The following is a 23,268-nucleotide window of genomic DNA, read 5'->3' as shown; positions in this document are numbered from 1 at the left end:
TTCCGATTCTTGACTTGTTTGTTCATGAATCATGAAGGCGGTCAACAAGGCTGTGTGAGAAATCTCGGATGGATGCCAGTTTTTTCGGTTTCTGGAATTGTTCTAAACTGAAAAAGAGACTATATAACTCCACATTGAGAGTTAGGAGACCAGCATGCGCTTGACCAAACAGACCAACTATGCCGTGCGCATGTTGATGTACTGCGCCGCAAATGAAGGCCATCTGAGCCGCATTCCGGAGATTGCCAAGGCCTATGGCGTTTCCGAGCTGTTCCTGTTCAAGATCCTCCAGCCGCTCAACAAGGCCGGCCTGGTGGAAACAGTTCGCGGCCGCAATGGCGGCGTGCGGCTTGGCAAGCCTGCCGAAAAGATCAGCCTGTTCGATGTGGTCAGGGTCACCGAAGACAGCTTCGCCATGGCGGAATGTTTCGAGGACGGCGCCGTCGAATGTCCTCTTGTTGACAGCTGCGGCCTGAATTCGGCACTGCGCAAGGCGCTCAACGCCTTCTTCGACGTGCTGGCCGAATATTCGATCGACGATCTCGTCAAGGCTCGGCCGCAGATCAACTTTCTGCTTGGCCTCGACACCACGATGCCGAAGGTCGCTGCCCTTCCGGCTGCATGATGGTCTTATTGCTTCCCTGGCGATTACACCATAGCCCGTGCCCATGAGGTCACGGGCTTTTCTTTAAGGAAGCCGCGCGAGACAGAATATTTTTGATCCCGCGTGTTGACCTCGCGAACGGAAGCGGCGCATTTGGTCGTGAGCTTTTTCAAGCAACCAATCAGCGTCGCAATGATCATCAAGCCTGAATTCCATACATTTGCGCTTACCGCGCTCATCGGCAGCATAGGTGCGCTGCTCGCCAGCCTCATCGATATCCCGGCACCCTTTCTATCCGGCCCGGCACTTGCGGTGACGATCTCTGGACTGGCAGGCCTCAGGCTTGGCATTCCCGCCTTCATCCGCAATGCCTGTTTCGTCGTTGTCGGCATTTCGATGGGAACGAGCGTGACGCCCTCCGTGATAGACGCTGCGAAGACCTGGCCGGTGAGCTTTGTCGTCGTCCTCGTCGCTGTCGTCATCATGCTCTATGTCGCTTACTGGATACTGCATTACGGCTTCGGTTACGACAGGACCACGGCAATGCTCGGCGCTTCCCCCGGCCACCTCAGCTATATCATCAGCCTCGGGGCCGAGACGAAAAGCGACCTCGCAACCGTCAGCATCGTGCAAAGCGTCAGGGTACTTGCGCTCACTCTTTCCGTACCGCTGATCGTGGAATATTTCGATCTTGTCAGCACCGAACCGCTCCTCACCAAACCACCGATGGATCTCCTCACCTTGGGACTGACCATCGTCGCTTCCCTGCTGACCGGCTGGCTTTTCCTGCGCTGGAAGTTTCCTGCTGCCCTGCTGCTCGGCGGCGTCGCGATCTCCATTGGCACGCATATTACCGGCCTCACTCAAGGCGGCGTCCCGACCTGGCTCAGCCTTCCAGTGTATGTGCTGATCGGCTGCCTGATCGGGACACGGTTTTCGAATGTCTCGCTGATGGAGGTGCGCAAGGGCTTTGTAGCGGGCTTTGTCGTCACCATTGCCGTCATGGTGATCGCCGGCAGTATTGCCTGGATGATTTCCCACGTGACCGGCGTTCCGCTCAATGCGGTGATGATCGCCTATTCACCGGGCGGCCTCGAAACCATGGCTGCGATGGCGGTCATGATGCACGCAGATACCGCCTATGTCGGCTCGCATCACGTCATCAGGCTTCTGTTCCTGTCGGTTCTTATGCCGCTCGTCATGGGAAAGGATGCCCGAAAACGAGACGGCGAAACCTGACATCTGCCGGAAAAATGCTGGCAGCATTGCAACCTTTTTCTCTCCGGCACGTTCAGGCTTAGCCGCAATTGCGGGCGGCGACCCTTCGCCTGCTCGGCAGGCTGACCCATCGGAGGACCATTCATGAACCGCTTGATGACGTTGACGGGCGCCGGACTTGCGCTTGCCTTTTCTGTTTCGATCGCTCAGGCGCAAGTGGTCGTGTCGTCGAAAATCGACACGGAGGGTGGCGTTCTCGGCAACATCATTCTCGCCGTTCTCAGCAAGAACAATATCGAGACGACGGATCGCATTCAGCTCGGCGCAACGCCAGTCGTCAGAAAGGCGATTACCGCGGGCGAGATCGACATCTACCCCGAATATACCGGCAACGCCGCCTTCTTTTTCTCCAAGGCGGATGACCCTCTCTGGAAGGACGCTGCCAAGGCCTACCAGGAAGCAAAGACGCTCGACTATGACGCCAACAAGATCGTCTGGCTGACGCCCTCCCCGGCCAACAATACCTGGGCAATCGCGCTGCGAAAGGATGTTGCGGACAAAAACAAGCTGAAGACGCTCTCCGATTTCGGCAAATATGTTGCCGACGGCGGTGAAGTGGTTCTTGCCGCTTCTTCCGAGTTCGTCAACTCCGCTGCTGCCCTGCCGGCGTTTCAGACCACTTACGGCTTCACCATGAAGCCGGACCAGTTGATCACGCTGTCCGGCGGCGATACGGCCGCTACCATCGCAGCCGCAGCCAACCAGACCAACAACGCCAATGCTGCCATGGTCTACGGCACGGATGGCGGCATCGCCCCGTCCGGTCTCGTGGTGCTGGAGGACGACAAACACGTGCAGCCTGTCTATCAGCCGGCGCCCATCATTCGCGAAGAAGTCCTGAAAAAGCATCCGAATATCGAGGAACTTTTGAAACCCGTGTTTGAAAAGCTCGATCTGGCGACCCTGCAGGAGCTTAACGCCCGTGTGCAGGTGGGCGGCGAGCAGGCAAAAACCGTCGCGCTCGACTTCCTGACCAAGAACGGCTTCGTCAAGTAATAGTCTGTGGTTCCGGGCGACGGGTCGGGAAAAATTCGTTCTTCCGGCCTTCGCCTGATCGATGAGACAGGGGAGCGGGATTTTGACGAAATGGCCTGACAAGGTGGGGGTGGTGATTTCATGCCTGCTTCTCTATGCGCTTCTCGTGGCGCCCTTCATGACATTCCGTGCGAACCGGATCGTTCAGGGTGAGACACGAACGGTTTTCGAAGCCCTCCCGGCTTCGGCTGCCGCCATTATCACCACCGTCGTTCTTCTTGCCGCTTTCATCGCGTTCTTTCGCTTTTCCGCCCGCCTCAAGCTCACGATTGCGCTGGTCGGGCTTGCGGTACTGGCGGTTTTCGTCGGTCAGGCTGCCTCTTTCCTGACACCGGAGGGCAATAGTTTTGCCCGCGTCTCGCCTGCCAGCGGTTTCTGGCTGATTTTTGCCGGGCTGGCCCTGCTTGCTACGGATTGTATAGCCCGTCTCAGGCCCAGGCCGGTCGTTCGGATTTTGCTGTTGCTGCTGGCGGCGGCTGCACTTGCGGCCGTGCTGACAAGCGGTCTCTGGAACGATCTCTCGATCATCAGGGAATATACCGGGAGAGCCGACACATTCTGGACCGAGGCACTGCGGCACGTGCAGCTCGCCATCGGCTCGCTCGTTGCGGCGACGCTCGTGGGCATTCCGCTCGGCCTCCTCTGCTACAAGGTGGAGCGGCTGCGGGCGGGCGTGCTGAACACCCTCAACATCGTCCAGACCATACCCTCCATCGCTCTTTTCGGTTTGCTGATCGCACCGCTTGGATGGATCGCAGCGACGGTGCCGGGCGCGGCAAAGATCGGCATCGCCGGCATAGGCATGGCGCCCGCCTTCGTGGCGCTATTTCTCTATTCGCTGCTACCGGTGGTTTCCAACACGGTGGTTGGCCTTTCCGGCGTTTCGCGAGCAGTCCGGGAGGCGGCGCGCGGACTCGGCATGACTTCCACGCAAAGCCTGCTGCGGGTGGAGTTTCCGCTGGCCATGCCGGTCATCCTCACCGGCATCCGCATCGTGCTGGTGCAGAATATCGGGCTCGCGACGATCGCGGCGCTGATTGGCGGCGGTGGTTTTGGCGTTTTCGTCTTCCAGGGCATCGGGCAGACGGCGATGGACCTCGTGCTGCTGGGTACCGTGCCGACCGTTCTCCTCGGCTTTGCGGCTGCAATCATGCTTGACGCCCTCATCGACAGCAATCTCTTCAGCTCAGGCGGAAGGCAAAAGGCATGATCGAGATCGACACCATCACGAAGCGATATGGCGATACGACCGTTGTGGACCAGGTGTCCCTGACGGTCGCGCCGCGCACCGTCACCGTCATCGTCGGCACGTCGGGGTCGGGAAAAACCACCCTGCTGCGCATGATAAACCGGCTGGTGGAGCCAACTTCCGGCGCAATCCGAATAGACGGAAAAGATGCCAGCGCGATATCCGGATTCAGGCTTCGCCGCCAGATAGGCTATGCCATTCAGGGCCATGGCCTGTTTCCGCATCGAACGGTGGCGGAGAATATCGCGACCGTGCCGCAGCTGATCGGCTGGGACCGCAAACGCATCGCTGCGAAGATCGATGCGCTGATGCATCTCTTCCAGCTCGAACCTGCGCTTTATGCCGAGCGTTTCCCGCATGAACTTTCCGGAGGCCAGCAGCAGCGTGTCGGCGTGGCGCGGGCGCTGGCCGCTGAACCGAACATTCTCCTCATGGACGAGCCATTCGGCGCTCTCGATCCGGTTATCCGGGCCAAGGCCCAGAAAGACCTCATCGATATACAGAAGAAGCTTGGCGTGACCATCGTTCTCGTCACGCACGACATGGACGAGGCTTTTCATCTGGCTGATCGTATCGCAGTCATGGACGGGGGACGTATCGTGCAGGACTGTCCGCCGGCAGAACTGGTGCTGAAACCCGCGAATGACTTCGTGCGCACCATGATCGGGGAAAACGAACGCGCGCTGAAACTGCTCTCGGTCCTTTCGGTTGCCGATGTCGTGGAGCCGGGAAGCGCCGAGGGCGAGCCGCTAAGCGAACATACAAGCCAGCGCGACGCGCTTTCGGCCATGTTATGGGCGGGCCGCGATGTCCTGCCAGTGATAAAAGACAGCGGACAGCCCGCGGGCCTGGTGCGGCGTGACGTTCTCCTCCAGCGCGCCGCCGGAAACCGATGAGAAAAGCCGCTTCTTTCTTCGCCCTGGGATTTCTGGTGCTGGCGCTGATGGCGTTTCTTGCCTCGCCCCAGAGCTTCTCGCCCCTGTTCAGCCCCCTTGTGCAAGCCAATGCGCCAGCCATCTACACGCAGGCCAATCTGCTTTCCCTCACCCTTTCGCATCTCGCCACTGTTGCTATCGCAACGGGGCTTGCCACGATGATGGCGGGTGCGCTCGCCATTCTCGTGACCCGAGCCTTCGGAAGGGATTTCCTTCCGCTCTCCCGCAGCATCGTCAATATCGGCCAGACCTTCCCCCCCGTGGCGGTGCTGGCGCTTGCGGTGCCGATAATCGGTTTTGGCGAAAAACCCACTCTGATCGCGCTGTTTCTTTATGCCCTGCTGCCCGTCTTCGAAAATACGCTGACCGGACTTACCACCCTTCCGCCAGCAGTGGTGGATGCCGCAAGAGGCAGCGGCATGACCGGCTGGCAACGGCTCGTAAAAGTGGAGCTGCCGCTCGCCCTGCCGGCCATCCTCGCCGGGATCCGACTTTCGGCGGTCATCAGCCTTTCCACCGCCACCATCGGCTCAACGGTTGCCGCAAGGACGCTTGGGGAAGTTATCATCGCCGGCCTGCAATCCAACAATCTCGCTTTCATCCTTCAGGGCGGGCTTATCGTTGCGGCACTGGCGATCCTGATCCACACCGGCTTTTCCGCCCTGGAAAGGACCGCGGCCCGCAGAACCGGGCAATGAACAGGACATGCGTCACATTTTATATTCCCGGCGTTCGCCGCACATGGTAGGGGCAGACCGTCGAAACAGAAATTTCAGAGGTTCGGGTGACACAGGCAATCGTCGTGATGGGAGTGAGCGGTTCTGGCAAGTCCACGGTCGCGGAAGGTCTGGCGGAGAAACTGGGCATTGCCTTTATTGAGGGCGATAAACTCCACCCCAAATCCAATGTCGACAAGATGTCAGAGGGTATTCCCCTTACTGATGAAGACCGCTGGCCCTGGCTCGATCTCGTCGGCGCGGAACTTCGCAAAGGCAGCGAAAGCAACGGTGTCGTCGTTTCCTGCTCGGCGCTCAAGAAAATCTATCGCGACCGCCTCCGCCGGGCCACAGGCGGCCCGCTGGCTTTCGTCTATCTGGATGGCAGCCTGGAACTGCTTAGCCGGCGGATGGGCGAGCGCAAGGGCCATTTCATGCCGCTCTCGCTGCTTCAGACCCAGCTTGCCACGCTGGAAGTACCAACGGGAGAGCCCGGCGTCGTGGCTGTCAGCATCGATACGACACCGGAAGAGATCGTTTCGAACGCGCTTTCCGCTTTGAAAACGGTCGTGTTTTAAAGCCCGAGCCTGTCTCTCAGGCCATACCACCAGGCGCCAAGTACGGTCAGCGGAACGCGGAACGTCTTGCCACCCGGGAAGGGATAGTTCGGCAAGGAGCTCCAGATATCGAAACGTTCGGCGTGGCCTGCAACGGCCTCGCCCAATATCTTGCCGAGCAGATGCGTGGTCGTTACCCCGTGACCGCTGTCGCCATGGGAAAAGTAGATATTGTCCGACAGTTTGCCCATGTGCGGAATACGCGTCAGGGTCAAGGCGAAGTTGCCGCTCCAGGCATACTCAATCTTTATCTTTTCCAGCTGCGGGAAGGTCTTCAGCATGTTCGGGCGGATCACGCCTGTCAGGTCGGCCGGATCGCTGCCGCCATAACCGATACCGCCGCCGTAGAGCAGACGGTTGTCCGAGGTGCGACGGTAATAATCGAGAATGTAATTGGCATCTTCGACGCAGTAATTGGCGGGCAGAAGCGCCTCAATCAGATCGGCATTAAGGGGCTCCGTTGCCATGACCTGGCTCGAGACCGGCATCATCCGTTCGCCGATTTCCGGCAGCAATTTCCCAAGATAAGCATTGCCGCAAACGAGAACATATTTCGCCCTCACGCTGCCCGTTGCCGTCCGCACGACGGGGTTTTCCCCCTGCTCTACCGCAATGACCCGCGAATTTTCGAATATACGAGCGCCCAGGCTTTCGGCAGCCGCCGCCTCGCCCTGCACGAGATTAAGAGGATGGATATGGCCACCGAAACGATCGATCATGCCACCGGCGTAACGATCGGTCTTCACGTAGCGGCCGACATCCGCTCCGGAGACCATTTCCAGGCCGCCATGACCATGTTTTTCCCAATGGGCCTTGTGTGCCTCCATTTCGCGAATCTGCTTTGACGTGAAGGCGGCGAAGAAACCGCCGTCGACCAGATCGCAGTCGATGGCATATTTGGTGACGCGGTTGCGGATGATCGCGCCGCCTTCAAGCGACATCTCCCCAAGCCTCACTGCCTTGTCATGCCCGTAGCGGCCGGCGATGGTCTCGAGATCCCGGCTGTAACCGTTGACGATCTGCCCGCCGTTGCGCCCCGACGCGCCGAAGCCCACCCGCGCGCCTTCCAGCACAATGACCGCGTAGCCACGTTCACTGAGTTCAAGGGCGGCGGAAATGCCGGTGAAACCGCCGCCGATCACGCAGACATCGGCTTCCAGCGCGCCCTCAAGCGTCGGGCGCACGGTTTTGACATTAGCGGAGGCCGCATACCATGACGATGTGTGGCCGGGATTGGGAATGTTGGTGACCTCAGCCATTTCACACCGTCCTGATATAGGCGTCATATTCGACGTCGGTTACACGCAGGGAGAATTCGGAAAGCTCCTGCTGTTTGCAGGCGGAAAACAGCGTACGGTATTTTTGGCCAAGCGTCGCATAGGCGAAGCTGGACCGCGTGAAGCGTTGCAGCGCATAGTCCCAGTTGGTGGGCAGCGGCTCATGGTTGATTGCGTGACTGTCGCCGGAAATCGCGCCGCCGGGCTGGCGCTTCTCCTTCATGCCGGCGAGCGCGGCGCTCAGTATCATCGCGAGAACCAGATAGGGGTTGGTGTCGGCGCCGGCGACGCGGTGTTCGATACGCGTCGCCGCCTTGCTGGCAACAATGACGCGCACCGCTGCCGAGCGGTTATCGATACCCCAGGAGGCGTAGGTCGGCGCATGTTCGCTCGGTGTGAGACGGCGATAGGAATTGGCATGAGGTGCAAAGATCGCCATGCTCTCTCCCATGTTTTCAAGGAGGCCGCCGACCGAATGCAGCAGCGCATCCGAAGGGCCGTTTTCTCCCGCGTAGATATTCCTGCCATCCCTGTCGAGAACGGAGAAATGCACATGCATGCCATTGCCTGCCTGAAGCCCATAGGGCTTGGCCATGAAGGTGGCGTCGAGGTCATGCCGGCGCGCCACTCCTTTAACGATACGCTTCAGAAAAACGGCAAAATCGGCAGCCTGCAACGCGTCAGGCACGTGATTGAGGTTGATCTCATATTGGCCGGGACCGTTTTCCCGCAGCGTCGTATCGGCAAGCACGCCCTGCGCGCGGCACGCTGTCGCGATGTCGTGGAAAACATCTTCGAAATCCTGCAACTCTGAAATCGACAGGACCTGCGTCTGGCCCGTATGCCACCGGCCCTCGCGGCTGTGCGGCGGACGCACGGGATCGAGCGCCGAACGAACGGGATCGATCAGGTAAAACTCGAGTTCAGTGGCCACGACAGGGGTCAAACCCGCTTTTTTATAAGCATTGAGAACCTGCCCCAGAACATGGCGCGGATCGCCGTAAAAACCGGTTCCATCCGGATTCTTCATGGCGAGCAAAACCTGCGCCGTCGGCCGGCCGAGCCATGTCACCCGCGACAGTGTGCCGGGAACGGGAAAGCAGAAGCCGTCCGGATCACCCGTGCCCTCCGCGAGGCCCGCAGCGTGGACATCACGGCCCCAGATATCCAGCGCATAAACGGAACGGGGAATGGCCATCCCCTTTTCAAGCACGTCGATTGCCCGTTCGCGCGGAATCCATTTGCCGCGCGGCACGCCGTTGGCATCTATGACAAAGGCTTCGAGTATTTCGATATCGGGGTTATCGACGAAAAATTTCTTTGCGTTTTCAATATCATCCATCATGCACCAGCAAGCCGTTTCCATCTCTGATCATGCGCAGCAATCTTCGCTAGCGAAAATCATCCTGCTGCTGATAGATGAGAAACCTCGCCACCATGATGACGTCTGCCCCTTTTCCCCTTTGCATGGGACCATGTTACGTGGCCCGCTCACAGAAGGCCAGCGGATTTCGTTCTCAGGGATTGAACCTTCCCGGGCGATACGCGTCAATCGCGATAACAGGCGTTTCGCCCAGCATCGTTTCAGCCAGAACACGACCGGTAATGGGCCCGAGCGTCAGCCCGTGATGGGCGTGGCCGAAGGCAAACCATAAAGTCCGGTGACGTGGCGCCTTGCCGATTATCGGCATCATATCCGGCGTGCAGGGCCGGGCACCCATCCACGGTTCCGCATCCAGCCGGCCGCCAAGAGGAAAGACGGTCCGCGCCACCCGCTCCGCCCGTTCAATCTGCACGGGCGATTTCGGCGCATCGCGTTCGGCAAATTCCGCCCCCGTCGTCAGCCGGATACCTTTTCGCATCGGCGCAAGGAAATATCCTCGCTCGGCATCGATCAGCCAGTTATTGAGCTTAGTGCCTTCCTGCGGCGCGTAATGCATGTGATAACCGCGCTTCACACCGAGCGGAAAACGGTAGCCCAGTCGCTCGGTGACGGTATCTGCCCAAGGGCCTAGCGCCACGACGGCATGTTCGGCCTCGACTGCGCCGGTTTCGGTGCGCACCGTCCAACCGCTTGCCGTCTGACTGAGGGTGGACGCATCGCCCCTTGACACGCGTCCACCGAGGCTCTCGAACAGCCGGACATAAGCGAGCGTCAGCGCATGCGGATCGAGCACCGACCAGGGATCGTTCCATTTCAGGCCGCCGACAAAATCATGGCTCAGATGCGGTTCGGCAGCGGCAAGTTCCTCAGCGTCAAGTTTCGTATGGGAAATGCCATGGTCTCGCGCCAGACGTTCGGCAAAGGCAAAATCAGCGTCCCGCCGTGCGGCTGTCCGGTAGGCTTCCATCCAGCCATTCTTGACGATCAGGTCACCGGCTTTGGCCTCCTCGATCAGGATGTTGTGCTCGGATACCGAGTGCTCGATCAGCGGTGCATAGGCCCGGGCAATTGCCGCATGGCGCGCGGCTGCGGAATTATACCAGTAGCGGCCCAGAAAAGGCGCGATCTTGGGCAGAGCTGAGAGGTGATAACGGGCATCGATGCTGTTATTCAGGGAATAGCGCAGCAGCAGGGCGATATCCTGCGGAAAGGCATAGGGCACCACACCTTCTCTCTGGATCAACCCGGCATTGCCGAAAGAGGTTTCCTCACCCGGTCCGCGCCGGTCGACCAGCACCACCGACCTGCCCCTGCGGGCCAGCTGCAAGGCGGTGGAAACCCCGATGATCCCCGCCCCCAAAACGATCACATCCGCTGCCATGGCAATCAATCCGTCTTTGCGTCACATACCCAGCAACATGGGTCGGCATTTTTCGCGAAGCAACAGAAAAATCATTGCCTTAACAGAAACACCACGAGGCCTACTGGCTAATCGCCTTCGTTTTCACGGCCTCGATGTGGAAGGCAGCCGCCAGGAGCGCCCGGGTATAGTCCTGCTGTGGACTGGCGAAGATTTCCGCCGCCGGGCCGCTCTCCACCACCTTGCCGTGACGCATGACGATCAGGTCGTTGGCAAGTGCCTTCACCACCTTCAGGTCGTGGCTGATGAAGAGATAAGCGAGCTCATGCTTTGCCTGGAGATCACGCAAGAGATCGACCACCTGCGCCTGCACACTCATGTCGAGTGCCGATGTCGGCTCGTCCAGCATGACAAAACGGGGTTTAAGCACCATGGCACGGGCAATGGCGATGCGCTGGCGCTGGCCGCCGGAAAATTCATGCGGATATCGCCAGCGGGTGGCCGGATCGAGACCGACCTCTTCCAGCGCGGTGGCGACGCGCGTATCGCGTTCGTCGGCAGACAGCGACCGCTCATGCACCTTCAAGCCCTCGGCGACGATCTCACCCACCGACATGCGCGGGCTGAGTGAACCATAGGGGTCCTGAAACACGACCTGCAGCCGGTTCCTGAGCGGCTTCATCATCTCATAGGAATAGTGGTCGATCGACTGGCCGATGAAGCTGATACGTCCTTCAGATGCGATCAACCTGGAGAGCGCGAGACCAAGGGTTGTCTTTCCGGACCCGGATTCCCCGACCACACCCACCGTCTGGCCGGCACGCAGCGTGATATCGATACCGTCCACCGCCTTAACATGGTCGACAACGCGACGCATCAGCCCCGCCTTGATGGGAAACCAGACCTTGATATCGTCGCCCTGCATGACCACAGGCTTACTGCTGTCGGAAACCGGCGGCTCGCCCTTGGGCTCCGCCGCCAGCAGGTGGCGTGTATAGGCATGCTGCGGATCGTTGAAAACCTGTTCGACGGTTCCGGTTTCTACGATCTTCCCCTTCGTCATGACGCAGACGCGGTCGGCAAATTTACGGACGATGCCGAGGTCATGGGTGATGAACAGCATGGACATGCCGTGTTGCTTTTTCAGATCACCGAGGAGTTCAAGAATCTGGGCCTGAACCGTCACGTCCAACGCCGTCGTCGGCTCGTCGGCAATCAGCAGTTTCGGCCGGTTTGCCAGCGCCATGGCGATCATCACACGCTGTCGCTGGCCGCCGGACAATTCGTGCGGATAGGCTTTCAGGCGTTTTTCCGGTTCACGGATACCGACCTGGCGCAGAAGCTCCAGTGTGCGTTCACGCGCCTCGCTCCCCGTGATTGCCTGATGCAGCTCAAGAATCTCTCCGATCTGTCGCTCGATGGTGTGAAGCGGATTGAGCGAGGTCATCGGCTCCTGGAAGATCATGGTGATGTCGTTGCCGCGCACCGCACGTAGCGAGCGCTCCGGCAATGTCAGCATGTCCTTACCATCGAACAGGATTTGTCCCGAGGGGTGGCTTGCTGCCGGATAGGGCAGCAGTTTCAAGATGGAATTGGCCGTCACCGACTTGCCAGAGCCGGATTCGCCGACAAGGGCAACGACTTCGCCCGACATCAGATCAAAAGACACGTGATCGACTGCAACACTTGTCGCGCCGCCCTGGTGGAAGGCGACAGAGAGATCACGAACGGAGAGCAGCGGCTGGATATTTGTTTCCGTCATGGCGATCACCGGAACGTCTTGCGTGGATCGAAGGCGTCGCGAACGGCCTCGCCGATGAAAATAAGGAGCGACAGCATGATGGACATCGTGAAGAAGGCTGTGAGACCGAGCCAGGGCGCCTGAAGGTTGTTCTTGCCCTGCGCAATCATCTCGCCCAGCGACGGCGATCCCGGCGGCATGCCGAAACCGAGAAAATCGAGCGAGGTGAGTGTCGTGATCGACCCTGAGAGAATGAAGGGCAGGAAGGTCAGCGTCGCCACCATGGCATTGGGCAGAAGGTGTCTGAACATGATCGTCCAGTTGCCGACGCCAAGTGCGCGGGCGGCACGGACATATTCAAAGTTTCTGGCCCGCAGGAATTCGGCGCGAACAATGCCGACGAAGCCGACCCATGAAAACAGCAGCATGATCCCAAGCAACACGAAGAAGCCGGGCGGCAGAATGGCCGCAATGATGAGCAGGATGTAGAGCACCGGCATGGACGACCAGATTTCGATGAAACGCTGCAAAAGCAGGTCCGTCCAGCCGCCGAAATAGCCCTGAATGGCGCCGGCGGTGACGCCGACAATGGCGGAAGCAATGGTCAGCGTCAGGCCGAACAGCACGGAGATGCGGAAGCCGTAGATCATCCGCGCCGTGACGTCGCGGGCCTGATTGTCGGTGCCGAGCCAGTTCAGATTGCCAAGCGTGCAGCCGGGATCGGCATCGCCCTGCGGATAGGCCGAGCAGCGCTCCTTTTTATCCATCAGCCAGAAAGGTGCGGTGGGTGCCGAATGCGGAATGTTGGAGTTGACCGTCTGGTAGGAGTAGCGGATCGGCGGCCAGATCATCCAGCCATTGGCGTTGATCTCGTCCTGAATGAAAGAGGATTTGTAGTCGGTCTGGGCCAGGAACCCGCCGAATTTCTCCTCCGGATAATCCACCATGACCGGCACCAGCAGCTCGCCCTTGTAGGAGGCGAGGATGGGTTTGTCATTGGCGATGAATTCCGCCATCAGGCTCAGGAAAAACAGGATCAGGAACAGCCAGAATGACCAGTATCCACGGCGGTTTGCCTTGAAATTCTGCCAGCGGCGCTTGGTCGTCGGCGAAAACCACGGGCGCTTGGGATTTACCAGCGTCTCGGTTCCTGCAGGATGAGCGAGCGACATCACACGTCCCTCCGCTCGAAGTCGATACGCGGATCGATCCATGTATAGATGAGGTCAGAGAGCAGGCCAACGACGAGGCCCATCAGCGAGAAGATGAACAGTGTGCCGAAGACGATCGGGTAATCACGGTTGACGACCGAGAGATAACCGAGGCGGCCGAGACCATCCAGCGAGAAGATATTCTCGATGAGCAGTGAGCCTGTGAAAAAGGCCGAGATGAAAGCACCCGGAAAACCGGCGATCACGATCAGCATCGCGTTGCGGAAAACATGCCCATAAAGGACCTTGCGCTCGGTGAGACCCTTGGCGCGGGCAGTGATGACATACTGCTTCTTGATCTCGTCGATGAAGGAATTTTTGGTCAAAAGCGTTGTTGTCGCAAAGGCGGAGAGCGACAGAGCGATCAACGGCAGGGTAAGATGCCAGAAATAGTCGATGATCTTCTGCCACCAGTTCAGCTGGTCGAAATTATCAGACACCAAGCCCCGCAGCGGAAACCAGTCGAAAAACGATCCGCCGGCGAAAAGCACGATGAGCAGGATGCCGAACAGGAAACTCGGCACCGCATAACCGATGATAATGATGCCTGAGGTCCAGACATCGAAGGTCGAGCCATCGGAAACGGCCTTCTTGATGCCTAGCGGAATGGAAATCACATAGGATATGATCAGAATCCAGAAACCGAGCGAGGCCGAGACCGGCAGCTTGTCAATGATGAGATCGATGACCGACGAATTGCGGAAGAAGCTGTCGCCGAAGTCGAAGCGAATGTAATTCCACATCATTTCAAGGAACCGGGTGAGCGGCGGTTTGTCAAAACCGAACTGCTTTTCGAGCTTCTTGATCAGCTCCGGATCGAGCCCCTGTGCACCGCGATATTTCGAACCGCTTTCATCGAAGCCGCCTGATTGCCCCATGAGATCGCCGCCGCCCGAGAGCCGGTCGGAGGCGCTGTCGCCCTGACCCGTCAGCTGCGCGACGACCTGTTCCACCGGCCCACCCGGGGCGAACTGGATGACAAGAAACGAAATGCCCATGATGCCGATGATGGTCGGGATCATCAGCGCCAGACGTCTGAGGATATAGGCGCCCATCAGCCTCTTCCCCCAGCCGTTCGGTCAGCGATTTTCGTCTCGGTCAAGCCCGGTCCTTTCCTCAAAGCGGCGTCAAGCGCATTTCAAGCGATTCGTCTCGGCCTATGTGAATCAAGCCTTGATCGCGAAAGCAAGGCCGGCGTCATTTTCCGGCCTGGCTGGACCACCAGGCTTCAGGAAAACCGATACCATATTCAGGCAGGTTTTCCGGGCGGACAATCGTGTTCCAATAGGCGATGAACAGCTCGCCGCGGTAGAATTGCGGAATGACATAGCTGTTGGCGAGCAGCACCCGGTCGAGCGCCCGGGCAGCAGCGACCTGCTCATCGCGATTGGGCGCAAAAATGACTTTGCGCACCAAAGCATCGACGGCCGGGTTCTTGATGCCGGCGAGGTTGTTCGATCCCTGACGATCAGCAGCCGCCGAACCCCAGTAATCGGCTTGCTCGTTACCCGGATTGGCCGACGTCGCCCAGAGCTTGACGATAATGTCGTAATCGAAGCTGCGGGTGCGGTTGGTGAATTGTGAGGCATCGACTGTGCGGATGGTCGCGTTGATGCCGATTTTCTTCAGACTCTGGACGTAAGGAAGGATCGTTCGTTCCATGCCGGCGGAATCAATCAGGAATTCCATATCGAGTTGCTGGCCGGTTTTCGCATTGACCATGCGATTGCCGCGCAGTTCATATCCCGCCTCCTTCATCAGCCTGACGGCTTCGCGCAGATTGTCGCGTTGCTTGGCCGGATCGCCCGCCACCGGATTCTTGTATTCCGTCGTGAAGACCTCAGGTGGAACCTGATCCTTGAGCTCCTGAAGCAGCTCCAGTTCGCGACCCGTCGGCAGGCCTGACGAAGCTAGTTCGCTGCCCATGAAGAAGCTGTTGATGCGCTGGAACTGGCCGTAAGCCAGCGTGCGGTTGAGTTCCTCAAAATCGAAGGCATAGTTCAGCGCCTTGCGCAGTTTCGGGTTCTGGAACTTTTCCCGCCGCATGTTCGGCACAAAGGCCTGCATGATGCCGACGGAACGGTAGATGTTCGGCAGCTCCTCCTTCTTCACCCGACCGTCTTTGACGGCGGGAAAATCATAACCCGTGACCCAGCGGCTGGAGGAAGCCTCCCGCGCGAAATCGATCGTGCCCGATTTAAACGCCTGGAATTCCACGTCCTGATCGGCAAAAAAGGTGTAGGCGATGGCTTTAAAGTTGTTCATCCCGACATTTACGTTGACGTCCTTGCCCCAATAATCGTCACGGCGTTCATAAGTGATGGTCGATCCGGGGGCGACGGCAGCGATCTTGTAGGGGCCGGAACCCATCACAGGCTCCAGCGTGCCGCGCGATATGTCGCGCGGTTTGCCGTCCGGGCCGGTGCCCTCCCACCAGTGCTTGGGAACGATCAGCAATTGCCCGACGATCTGCGGCAATTCGCGATTGTTCTTTTCATCGAAGGTGAAGGTGATGTCCCTCTCACCGCTCACTTCCGCCTTGGTGACGTGAGTATAATAGGTCGCAAGCTGCGGGCTCAGGTCCTTGGCTTTTTCGAAGCTGAACACGACATCCTTAGGCGTCACAGGCTTACCATCCGCCCACTTGGCCTCCTGACGCAGGCGGAACGTCGCTTTGGAGATATCCTCGGGATAGCTGACGCCTTCCGCCAGCAAACCATAGGAGGCCGACAGTTCCTCTTCCGTTGACTTCATCAGCGTATCGAAGACGAGCGAGAGGCCCGTCGCCGCCTCGCCCTTCGCCAGCAGCGGGTTCAGCGTATCGAAGGTGCCCGATGTGGAGAGGCGCAACGTGCCGCCTTTGGGCGCATTGGTGTTTACATAGTCGAAATGGTCAAATCCATCGGGATGCTTCAGCTCCCCGACCGTCGAAATCCCCTTTCGCCAGACATCGCCCGACTGGGCGGAAGCCGCCGCCGGCATCAGGAGGGCGGACGCTATAAGGGCGATAAGAAGTCGGGATTTCAGTGGTGCCAATATCATCGGGTCAATGTCCCTGTTTTTGTGCCTGTTGCGGAGAGCATAAAAGAAACATTGGCAAAAAACAGATGCGCTGTCTCACAAGCTCTTTATCAGCGTCGTTATCCCGCCCTGAAGGGCAACACGAAACATGGTTTTAACAAAATCCCGTTCCAGTTTATTCTAGGGGCAAGAGAATCAACTGATCGGACGGGCACGGCTATATGACGGCGGGATCATCGAGAATTTTCAAGGCGACCGTGCTGGCGATGTCGGTCGTCTCGTCGCTGCAGTTGCAGATCGAAACCGCATCGGCCGAAGACAGGCCCGCAAAAGAAGTGTTCGGCCACATGGCGCTGCCTTCCGCCGCAGCATCCCAGCCGATCGGCTCCTATGCCAAAGGTTGCCAGTCCGGCGCAGTCGCCATGCCAACGGATGGTCCCGGTTGGCAGGCCATGCGCCTTTCGCGCAACCGGCGCTGGGGCCAGCCGCAGCTGATTTCCTTCCTTGAGCAATTTTCGCAGGACGCCCAGAAAATCGGCTGGCCGGGCCTGCTGCTCGGCGACATTTCCCAGCCGCGCGGCGGTCCGATGCTGACAGGTCATGCCTCGCACCAGATCGGCCTCGATGTAGATGTCTGGTGGCGGCCCATGCCCACGCCTCGGCTCACTGTCGAACAGCGCGAAACGGTGCCCTTTATCTCCATGCTGGACAAGAGCAAGTTTCTGACGGTTGACGACCGCAAGTGGTCGCCGCTGAATGCACGGCTGGTGATGATGGCGGCAAGTTACCCGCAGGTGGAGCGTGTTTTCGTCAACCCGGCGATCAAGCAGAAGCTCTGCCAGACCTGGACCGGCGATCGCACCTTCATGGGCAAGATCAGGCCGATCTACGGCCATGACGAGCATTTCCACATCCGTCTCGAATGCCCGCCCGGCGCGCCGAACTGCAAGCCGCAGGCCGCCGTCGGCAAGGGCGATGGCTGCGACAAGTCTCTTGCCTGGTGGTTCACCAAGGAGCCATGGGCGCCGCCGAAAAAGGACCCCAATGCCAAGCCCGTGAAACCGCGTCCCGTCATGGTTTCCGACCTGCCCGCTGCCTGCGCCGCCGTGGCCGCCGCTCCTTCCGCCAACCCCGAGGGGATTGCAGCCCAGGCTTATTCAACTTCGCCGACCCAAGCCGTGCGCCAGCAAAGCGTGGAACAGGTCATTCAGGCGGCCCCCGCCCTGCAGCCGCCTTCGGATATTCCACTTCCGACCCATCGCCCGACATTGAACTGAAACAGAAATGAGGCATTCAACAGCTTCCCTTTTCAAATGGCGGCAAGCTGTTATAGAAGGCTTCAAATCGATTTAATTCTACGGGGACGGGCTGGGACCATGGAAGGACAACGCTGTATCGCGCTCATCGCTCACGACGAGAAAAAGGACGATATGGCGGATTTCGCCCGTCATCACCAGAAGGCGCTTACCAATTTCAAGATCGTCGCAACCGGTACCACCGGTGGACGGGTGCAGGAAGCCTGCCCCGGGCTTGAAGTCATTCGCCTCAAAAGCGGCCCTCTCGGCGGCGACCAGCAGATCGGCGCGATGATCGCCACTGGCCAAGTGGACATGCTGATCTTCTTCACCGATCCACTGACGGCAATGCCGCATGATGTCGACGTGAAGGCTCTGACGAGGCTTGCCACGGTCTATGATATTCCCATGGCGCTCAACCGCGCCACCGCAGAAAATCTCATCGACTTCCACGTCGCCAACTGACCCTCCCACCATGGAACAGGCAATGCCGAAGACGTCCGATACCGAATATCTGTCCTTTCCAATCCTTCTTGGCGACATCGGCGGCACCAATGCCCGCTTTTCCATCCTGATCGATTCCTTTGCGGAGCCCGTGCACCTCACAACGGTGAAGACGGTGGAATACCCAACCATTGACGACGCCATCCAGCAGGCTGTTCTGGACAAGACCTCGCTTCAGCCCGTCTCGACCATTCTTGCCATTGCCGGCCCGATCGAAGGTGACGAGATACCGCTCACCAACTGCCATTGGGTCGTCAAGCCGAAGGGAATGCTCGCCAATCTCGGCCTGAAGGACGTCATCGTCATCAATGACTTCGAGGCGCAGGCGCTCGCGATTGCGGCTCTGGATGACAACAACCGCGACGCCATCGGCTCCGGCAAAAAAGACGTGCTGGCCTCTCGCGTCGTTCTTGGACCGGGCACGGGACTTGGAGTGGCCGGTCTGGTTTATGCGCGCCATATGTGGTTTCCGGTTCCGGGCGAAGGCGGCCATATCGATATCGGCCCGAGAAGCGCGCGTGACTACGCGGTTTTCCCGCATATCGAAACCATCGAAGGTCGCGTCGCTGGCGAACAGATTCTGTGCGGGCGCGGGCTGGTCAATCTTTACCGCGCCGTCTGCAAGGCCGATGGCATCGAAGCCGCCTTTTCCGATCCGGCCGATATTACCGCGCAGGGGCTCACGGGCGAGAATGCACAGGCCAAAGAAACGCTTTCGCTTTTCAGCACCTATCTCGGCCGCGTGGCGGGCGACCTCGCGCTAATCTTCATGGCCAAGGGCGGCGTTTATCTCGCGGGCGGCATTTCGCAGAAGATCATTCCGGCGCTCAAGAGCCCGGAATTCCGGACCGCGTTTGAAGACAAGGCGCCGCACAGCGCGCTGATGCGGACCATCCCCACTTTCGTCGTCACCCACCCTCAGGCGGCCCTTTCCGGCCTCGCCACCTATGCGAGAACGCCTTCCGATTTCGGCCTGGCGCTGGACGGGCGGCGCTGGAGGGTCTGACCGCCCGAACCGTTCCGACGTGATGCTTGCGAAGCGGGCGGACGGTCTTTAACGTCAATGCGGAACACATCAAACATCCGATACCGGCGGGTTCCGATCCGCCCGACATGAGAAGTGAGTGACAGCATGGGCAGCAGCGGCATGAAACTGGTGGTGGTCGGCGCGGCGGGCCGCATGGGACAGGCGTTGATCCGCCTCATTCACCAGACGCCGGGCGTTCAGCTGCATGCTGCGGTCGCGCGCGAGGGTTCGGCCTTTGTCGGCCGCGATGCCGGGGAGATTGCCGGTCTCGGCCCCATCGGCGTCGAAATCACCAGCGATCCGCTGCAGGCATTTCTCCACGCCGAAGGGGTGATCGACTTCACTTCACCGGCAACCAGCGTCACCTTTGCCGGTCTCGCTGCACAGGCCCGCATCGTGCATGTCATCGGCACCACGGGCTGCGCGCAGGAAGATGAGGAAAAATTCAAGGCGGCGTCGCGCCATGCCCGCATCGTCAAGTCGGGTAATATGAGCCTCGGTGTCAACCTGCTCAGCGTCTTGACGCAGCAGGCGGCGCAGGCGCTGGATGCGCAGAACTGGGATATTGAAATCCTGGAAATGCACCACAAGCACAAGGTGGATGCACCTTCCGGCACAGCGCTGCTGCTGGGCGAAGCCGCCGCCGCCGGCCGCAACGTCGATCTTTCCACGTCATCCGTTCGTGTGCGTGACGGCCATACCGGGGCGCGCGAGACGGGAACCATCGGCTTTGCCACACTGCGCGGTGGTTCGGTGATCGGTGAACATTCTGTCATCTTCGCCGGCGAAGGCGAGCGCGTCGAACTTTCCCATTACGCCGGCGACCGCTCCATCTTCGCGCGCGGCGCGATCACGGCAGCGGTCTGGGCCTTCGACAAGAAGCCCGGTTTCTATTCGATGCTGGATGTGCTGGGGTTGTCGCAGGCGGAATAGTCTTCCACCTCGATTTTGACCTTAGTTTTCCACCGTGAATTCGACCGTATCGGCCGAGAAGCGGCTGATGGCGTATTGCACCGGCACGCCGTCCATATCTGCGTTCAGCGCCTGGGTTATCAGCAAGATGGCGCCTGGCGACAATTCGAGATCGGCGAGATCGCGCGTATCCGCGTGACTAGCGGAAATGACGGTCGAAATGCGCACGTAGTCAGCCACGCCAAGCATCTTGAACGCAGCCGTAATGGAGCCGCTTTTCTGATAGGCCTCTCCTATTCCGGCAAAACGGTCGGCGGGGAACCACGTGGTCGAGCGAGAGACCGGGCGAGTGTCCGCCTTGCGGAGCGTTTCGAGACGTATGAGCGGCGTACCCAGCGGCAATTGTAGTCGCGCCGCCAGATCGGCATTGGCCGGCTCGGTGATGTGGGAAAGCAGCAGCGCCTCCATTTCCTTTACCTGATCGCCGATGCCAGCCGTAAAGCGCGTGCGTAGCGATATCGGAAAGCTCAGACGCTCCTTGCGGGCGATGATCGTGCCGCGTCCCTGCATCGGCTCGAGTATGCCCTCGCTCGCCAGTGCGGCAATGGCACTCCGGACAGTATGGCGGTTGACGCCGAATTTTTGCGCCAATGTCATTTCCGGCGGTAACATGCCGGTTTCGTCGTGATCACCAGCGGCGATTTCGCCTCTGATCCGGTCGGCGATCTGCCGCCAGAGCGCCACTCCATTCTTTCTTTTCATCGTTGCCGAAGGGCTCATGTCACACGCTTGTCATTCATCGCCATTACTTGTAGCTTATATTGTATAGTTGTCTATATCAATAGACATTAGAGGTCAAGCGATGACAAACGATACGGCAGACATACACGCAGGCAGAAAAAGAGCGGCAGCGCTTCTTGCCCGCGCCACGGTTCAGGAACTTGAAACGGCTTGGAACCGCCAGGGTGAGAACCCCAAAACGGAAACCGTACGCGGGCCGGAAACCGGGCTGGTGATGGTCAAGGGCCGGATCGGCGGTGGCGGCGCTCCTTTCAACCTCGGTGAAACGACAGTCACCCGGGCGACGATCAAGCTGGCCTCCGGCACCGTGGGTCATGCGCATGTTCTCGGCACCGGCCGCAAAAAAGCCTGGTACGCCGCCGTTTTCGATGCGCTCTGGCAGGAAAGCCCGACACGGGATTTCATCGAGACCGAGCTTCTCTCGCCTCTCGAAAAAAGGCTGACCGCAGAGAAAGAGCGGACAATGAAGGAGACTGCCGCAACACGGGTCGATTTCTTTACCATGGTTCGAGGAGAAGATTGATGGGTGTCAAGGCCGAAGCACTGACGGGCGGTTTCTCCGACGCCGTCTTCGATTCCCAACGGGTTTTCAAAAAACTGATGGACGGCATGGCCCGTCCGGGCACCACACAGGCGGTCGAAACAGCAGTCTTTCCGCCGCTGCCGCTTGCCGCGGCGACCGGAGCGGTTCTGCTGGCGCTCTGTGACCATGACACTCCGGTCTGGCTGAGCAGCGCACTGCGAAAAACCGCTGTCCCCGGCTGGATCGGTTTTCACACTGGCGCAGCTGCGACAGAAGAAAAGGGCACGGCACATTTCGCGGTCTTCGAGGCCGGCAGCGCCATTTCGTCCTTCGGTCTCTTCGCTCTGGGAAGCCAGGAATATCCCGACCGTTCCACCACGCTCATCATCGAGTTGCCTGATCTCGATGGCGGTCGGGAATTGCAGCTTTCCGGCCCTGGCATCCGCCACGTCAACGTGATCAGTCCTTCCGGTCTGCCCGACATATTCCCGAGGCTCTGGGCGGAGAACAACGCCTTCTTCCCGCGCGGCGTCGACGTGATCCTGACGGCTGGCGATAAATTCGTCTGCCTGCCGCGCACGACGCGCATCAAACTCGTGGAGTCATAAGATGTATGTTGCTGTCAAAGGCGGTGAAACCGCCATCGCCAATGCCCACCGGCTTCTGGCCGACAAGCGGCGCGGAGACCGGGACCTGCCGGCCATGACGGTCGCGCAGATCGTTTCACAGCTTTCGCTCGCTGTCGACAGGGTGATGGCGGAAGCGTCTCTCTACGATCAGTCGCTCGCAGCCCTTGCCATCAAGCAAGCGCGCGGCGACATGATCGAAGCTATCTTTCTGCTGCGTGCGTACCGCACCACGCTGCCGCGCTTCGGTTACTCGGTACCGGTGGACACAGCGGATATGACGGTGAGGCGGCGCGTTTCCGCGACTTACAAGGACCTGCCGGGCGGACAATTGCTGGGGCCGACCTTCGATTATACCCACCGCCTGCTCGACCCCTCCCTTCTCGAAGACCAAACGGTCGAAGCAGCAACCCAGCGGGATAGCGAGCCGGAACATGTCATGCGCGTTTCCGATATTCTCGCCCAGGAAGGGCTGATCGAAAGCGATGGCGAATTGCCGGACGACCATATTGCCGGTGACCTGACGCGGGAACCGATGGAATTCCCGATGTCGCGCGATCTGCGCCTGCAATCACTGGCACGCGGCGATGAGGGTTTTCTTCTGGCGCTCGCTTACTCCACGCAGCGCGGCTACGGCCGGACACATCCTTTTGTCGGCGAGATTCGCATCGGTGAAGTTGAAATCCAGCTAGACGTGCCGGAACTTGGCTTCGCGGTCTCATTGGGCGATATCCAGGTTACCGAATGCCAGATGGTGAACCAGTTCAAGGGTTCGTTCAAGGCCCCTCCGCAATTCACGCGCGGTTATGGCTTGGTGTTCGGTCAGAGCGAGCGCAAGGCGATGGCGATGTCGCTGGTCGACCGTGCACTACGCGCCGGCGAATTCGGCGAAGATGTCGTAGCGCCAGCGCAGGACGAAGAATTTGTCATCTCACACGCCGATAACGTGCAGGCAACGGGCTTCGTCGAACATCTGAAACTGCCGCATTACGTGGATTTCCAGGCTGAACTCGGGCTCGTCCGAAAAATGCGTGCTGATTTCGAAGCAACGAACGCGACTGGCACGGAATGGATGGGCGATGCGGCCGAATGACTCAGCGGCTGTGCTGCTCGCCGAACCAGTAAGCGCAAAAGACGGTCGTTGCTGCAAAG

22 protein-coding genes are annotated in these 23,268 nt (G+C 59.4%); 14 read left to right on the top strand and 8 right to left on the bottom strand.

The features are described 5' to 3' along the window. Positions 1–154 precede the first annotated feature (154 nt). From rirA to HQN82_RS13005, 7 genes are all read left to right on the top strand, one after another. The gene (gene rirA, locus HQN82_RS13035) at positions 155–625 is read left to right on the top strand and encodes an iron-responsive transcriptional regulator RirA (RefSeq protein ID WP_004439283.1); all 471 of its coding nucleotides are present in this window, start codon (positions 155–157) and stop codon (positions 623–625) included. 171 nt (positions 626–796) lie between these two features. Then, positions 797–1,843, top strand: coding sequence for an AbrB family transcriptional regulator (locus tag HQN82_RS13030; RefSeq protein WP_153776472.1), 1,047 nt, complete (start codon positions 797–799; stop codon positions 1,841–1,843). 123 nt (positions 1,844–1,966) lie between these two features. After that, positions 1,967–2,878 (top strand): glycine betaine ABC transporter substrate-binding protein OsmF, encoded by a 912-nt coding sequence (osmF, locus tag HQN82_RS13025; RefSeq protein WP_006699768.1) that lies wholly within the window; start codon positions 1,967–1,969, stop codon positions 2,876–2,878. An 82-nt stretch (positions 2,879–2,960) separates the two neighbouring features. Further along, positions 2,961–4,127: an ABC transporter permease gene (locus HQN82_RS13020; RefSeq protein ID WP_173614947.1), complete on the top strand. Its 1,167-nt coding sequence runs from the start codon at positions 2,961–2,963 to the stop codon at positions 4,125–4,127. Beyond that, positions 4,124–5,062, top strand: coding sequence for an ABC transporter ATP-binding protein (locus tag HQN82_RS13015; protein ID WP_173614946.1), 939 nt, complete (start codon positions 4,124–4,126; stop codon positions 5,060–5,062). The genes HQN82_RS13020 and HQN82_RS13015 overlap by 4 nt, the downstream gene beginning before the upstream one ends. After that, positions 5,059–5,799: an ABC transporter permease gene (locus HQN82_RS13010; protein WP_045533087.1), complete on the top strand. Its 741-nt coding sequence runs from the start codon at positions 5,059–5,061 to the stop codon at positions 5,797–5,799. The genes HQN82_RS13015 and HQN82_RS13010 overlap by 4 nt, the downstream gene beginning before the upstream one ends. Before the next feature lie 107 nt (positions 5,800–5,906). Further along, positions 5,907–6,395, top strand: a complete 489-nt coding sequence (locus HQN82_RS13005; RefSeq protein WP_045533089.1) for a gluconokinase — start codon at positions 5,907–5,909, stop codon at positions 6,393–6,395. Here the strand turns inward: HQN82_RS13005 and HQN82_RS13000 are convergent. The 7 genes from HQN82_RS13000 to HQN82_RS12970 all read right to left on the bottom strand — a co-directional run bounded on the left by HQN82_RS13000 (position 6,392) and on the right by HQN82_RS12970 (position 16,449). Continuing rightward, positions 6,392–7,693 (bottom strand): NAD(P)/FAD-dependent oxidoreductase, encoded by a 1,302-nt coding sequence (locus HQN82_RS13000; RefSeq protein ID WP_162699343.1) that lies wholly within the window; start codon positions 7,691–7,693, stop codon positions 6,392–6,394. The genes HQN82_RS13005 and HQN82_RS13000 overlap by 4 nt on opposite strands. A 1-nt stretch (position 7,694) precedes the next feature. Continuing rightward, a complete protein-coding gene (locus HQN82_RS12995) occupies positions 7,695–9,056 on the bottom strand; it encodes a glutamine synthetase family protein (protein ID WP_022555410.1) in 1,362 nt (453 codons plus the stop codon). Positions 9,057–9,228: 172 nt separating this feature from the next. Further along, on the bottom strand, positions 9,229–10,476 hold the full coding sequence (locus HQN82_RS12990) for an NAD(P)/FAD-dependent oxidoreductase (protein WP_173614945.1): 1,248 nt from the start codon (positions 10,474–10,476) through the stop codon (positions 9,229–9,231). A 100-nt stretch (positions 10,477–10,576) separates the two neighbouring features. Further along, positions 10,577–12,217, bottom strand: a complete 1,641-nt coding sequence (locus HQN82_RS12985) for an ABC transporter ATP-binding protein (protein ID WP_045533224.1) — start codon at positions 12,215–12,217, stop codon at positions 10,577–10,579. A 5-nt stretch (positions 12,218–12,222) separates the two neighbouring features. Beyond that, positions 12,223–13,368: an ABC transporter permease gene (locus tag HQN82_RS12980; protein WP_004439269.1), complete on the bottom strand. Its 1,146-nt coding sequence runs from the start codon at positions 13,366–13,368 to the stop codon at positions 12,223–12,225. Then, complete coding sequence (locus tag HQN82_RS12975) at positions 13,368–14,462, bottom strand: microcin C ABC transporter permease YejB (RefSeq protein WP_004439268.1); 1,095 nt, start codon at positions 14,460–14,462, stop codon at positions 13,368–13,370. Before HQN82_RS12975 ends, HQN82_RS12980 begins: the two co-directional genes overlap by 1 nt. 142 nt (positions 14,463–14,604) lie before the next feature. Further along, entirely contained in the window at positions 14,605–16,449 is a 1,845-nt protein-coding gene (locus tag HQN82_RS12970; protein ID WP_173614944.1) for an extracellular solute-binding protein, read from the bottom strand. 200 nt (positions 16,450–16,649) lie between these two features. Between HQN82_RS12970 and mepA the strand changes: the two genes are divergently transcribed. The 4 genes from mepA to dapB all read left to right on the top strand — a co-directional run bounded on the left by mepA (position 16,650) and on the right by dapB (position 20,187). Continuing rightward, the gene (mepA, locus tag HQN82_RS12965) at positions 16,650–17,705 is read left to right on the top strand and encodes a penicillin-insensitive murein endopeptidase (protein WP_173614943.1); all 1,056 of its coding nucleotides are present in this window, start codon (positions 16,650–16,652) and stop codon (positions 17,703–17,705) included. A gap of 99 nt (positions 17,706–17,804) precedes the next feature. After that, positions 17,805–18,188 (top strand): methylglyoxal synthase, encoded by a 384-nt coding sequence (locus HQN82_RS12960; protein WP_137069118.1) that lies wholly within the window; start codon positions 17,805–17,807, stop codon positions 18,186–18,188. A 22-nt stretch (positions 18,189–18,210) separates the two neighbouring features. After that, positions 18,211–19,233 carry a glucokinase gene (locus HQN82_RS12955; protein WP_112766045.1) on the top strand — a complete coding sequence of 341 codons (1,023 nt, stop codon included), beginning with the start codon at positions 18,211–18,213 and terminating at the stop codon, positions 19,231–19,233. A gap of 126 nt (positions 19,234–19,359) precedes the next feature. Continuing rightward, positions 19,360–20,187, top strand: coding sequence for a 4-hydroxy-tetrahydrodipicolinate reductase (gene dapB / locus HQN82_RS12950; protein WP_022555402.1), 828 nt, complete (start codon positions 19,360–19,362; stop codon positions 20,185–20,187). 21 nt (positions 20,188–20,208) lie between these two features. Here the strand turns inward: dapB and phnF are convergent, their stop codons facing one another. Then, positions 20,209–20,946 carry a phosphonate metabolism transcriptional regulator PhnF gene (phnF, locus tag HQN82_RS12945; protein WP_004439262.1) on the bottom strand — a complete coding sequence of 246 codons (738 nt, stop codon included), beginning with the start codon at positions 20,944–20,946 and terminating at the stop codon, positions 20,209–20,211. An 82-nt stretch (positions 20,947–21,028) separates the two neighbouring features. On the opposite strand from phnF, the gene phnG reads away from it, so the two are divergent. From phnG to HQN82_RS12930, 3 genes are read left to right on the top strand one after another with little or no spacing between them, the layout of a single operon-like run. Further along, complete coding sequence (gene phnG, locus HQN82_RS12940) at positions 21,029–21,490, top strand: phosphonate C-P lyase system protein PhnG (protein WP_004439260.1); 462 nt, start codon at positions 21,029–21,031, stop codon at positions 21,488–21,490. After that, positions 21,490–22,098, top strand: coding sequence for a phosphonate C-P lyase system protein PhnH (phnH, locus tag HQN82_RS12935; protein ID WP_004439258.1), 609 nt, complete (start codon positions 21,490–21,492; stop codon positions 22,096–22,098). Before phnG ends, phnH begins: the two co-directional genes overlap by 1 nt. A gap of 1 nt (position 22,099) precedes the next feature. Continuing rightward, the gene (locus HQN82_RS12930; protein ID WP_173614942.1) at positions 22,100–23,209 is read left to right on the top strand and encodes a carbon-phosphorus lyase complex subunit; all 1,110 of its coding nucleotides are present in this window, start codon (positions 22,100–22,102) and stop codon (positions 23,207–23,209) included. The last annotated feature ends 59 nt before the right edge of the window (positions 23,210–23,268 follow it).

The sequence above is a fragment of the Agrobacterium pusense genome (assembly GCF_013285525.1).
Lineage (GTDB): Bacteria > Pseudomonadota > Alphaproteobacteria > Rhizobiales > Rhizobiaceae > Agrobacterium > Agrobacterium pusense.
Note: the sequence above shows the minus strand (reverse complement) of the source record. Positions and strands in the feature narration are given on the sequence as shown.

What these genes read in the sequence shown, in the direction of transcription:
- HQN82_RS13015 (WP_173614946.1), top strand. Translation starts at nt 4,124, where the DNA reads ATGATCGAGATCGACACCATCACGAAGCGATATGGCGATACGACCGTT.
- HQN82_RS13005 (WP_045533089.1), top strand. Translation starts at nt 5,907, where the DNA reads ATGGGAGTGAGCGGTTCTGGCAAGTCCACGGTCGCGGAAGGTCTGGCG.
- phnG (WP_004439260.1), top strand. Translation starts at nt 21,029, where the DNA reads ATGACAAACGATACGGCAGACATACACGCAGGCAGAAAAAGAGCGGCA.
- phnF (WP_004439262.1), bottom strand. Translation starts at nt 20,946, where the DNA reads ATGAGCCCTTCGGCAACGATGAAAAGAAAGAATGGAGTGGCGCTCTGG.
- HQN82_RS12995 (WP_022555410.1), bottom strand. Translation starts at nt 9,056, where the DNA reads ATGATGGATGATATTGAAAACGCAAAGAAATTTTTCGTCGATAACCCC.
- HQN82_RS13000 (WP_162699343.1), bottom strand. Translation starts at nt 7,693, where the DNA reads ATGGCTGAGGTCACCAACATTCCCAATCCCGGCCACACATCGTCATGG.
- HQN82_RS12960 (WP_137069118.1), top strand. Translation starts at nt 17,805, where the DNA reads ATGGAAGGACAACGCTGTATCGCGCTCATCGCTCACGACGAGAAAAAG.
- rirA (WP_004439283.1), top strand. Translation starts at nt 155, where the DNA reads ATGCGCTTGACCAAACAGACCAACTATGCCGTGCGCATGTTGATGTAC.
- dapB (WP_022555402.1), top strand. Translation starts at nt 19,360, where the DNA reads ATGGGCAGCAGCGGCATGAAACTGGTGGTGGTCGGCGCGGCGGGCCGC.
- HQN82_RS12970 (WP_173614944.1), bottom strand. Translation starts at nt 16,449, where the DNA reads ATGATATTGGCACCACTGAAATCCCGACTTCTTATCGCCCTTATAGCG.
- HQN82_RS12980 (WP_004439269.1), bottom strand. Translation starts at nt 13,368, where the DNA reads ATGTCGCTCGCTCATCCTGCAGGAACCGAGACGCTGGTAAATCCCAAG.
- osmF (WP_006699768.1), top strand. Translation starts at nt 1,967, where the DNA reads ATGAACCGCTTGATGACGTTGACGGGCGCCGGACTTGCGCTTGCCTTT.
- HQN82_RS13010 (WP_045533087.1), top strand. Translation starts at nt 5,059, where the DNA reads ATGAGAAAAGCCGCTTCTTTCTTCGCCCTGGGATTTCTGGTGCTGGCG.
- HQN82_RS13030 (WP_153776472.1), top strand. Translation starts at nt 797, where the DNA reads ATGATCATCAAGCCTGAATTCCATACATTTGCGCTTACCGCGCTCATC.
- mepA (WP_173614943.1), top strand. Translation starts at nt 16,650, where the DNA reads ATGACGGCGGGATCATCGAGAATTTTCAAGGCGACCGTGCTGGCGATG.
- HQN82_RS12990 (WP_173614945.1), bottom strand. Translation starts at nt 10,476, where the DNA reads ATGGCAGCGGATGTGATCGTTTTGGGGGCGGGGATCATCGGGGTTTCC.
- HQN82_RS12985 (WP_045533224.1), bottom strand. Translation starts at nt 12,217, where the DNA reads ATGACGGAAACAAATATCCAGCCGCTGCTCTCCGTTCGTGATCTCTCT.
- HQN82_RS12975 (WP_004439268.1), bottom strand. Translation starts at nt 14,462, where the DNA reads ATGGGCGCCTATATCCTCAGACGTCTGGCGCTGATGATCCCGACCATC.
- HQN82_RS12955 (WP_112766045.1), top strand. Translation starts at nt 18,211, where the DNA reads ATGCCGAAGACGTCCGATACCGAATATCTGTCCTTTCCAATCCTTCTT.
- phnH (WP_004439258.1), top strand. Translation starts at nt 21,490, where the DNA reads ATGGGTGTCAAGGCCGAAGCACTGACGGGCGGTTTCTCCGACGCCGTC.
- HQN82_RS12930 (WP_173614942.1), top strand. Translation starts at nt 22,100, where the DNA reads ATGTATGTTGCTGTCAAAGGCGGTGAAACCGCCATCGCCAATGCCCAC.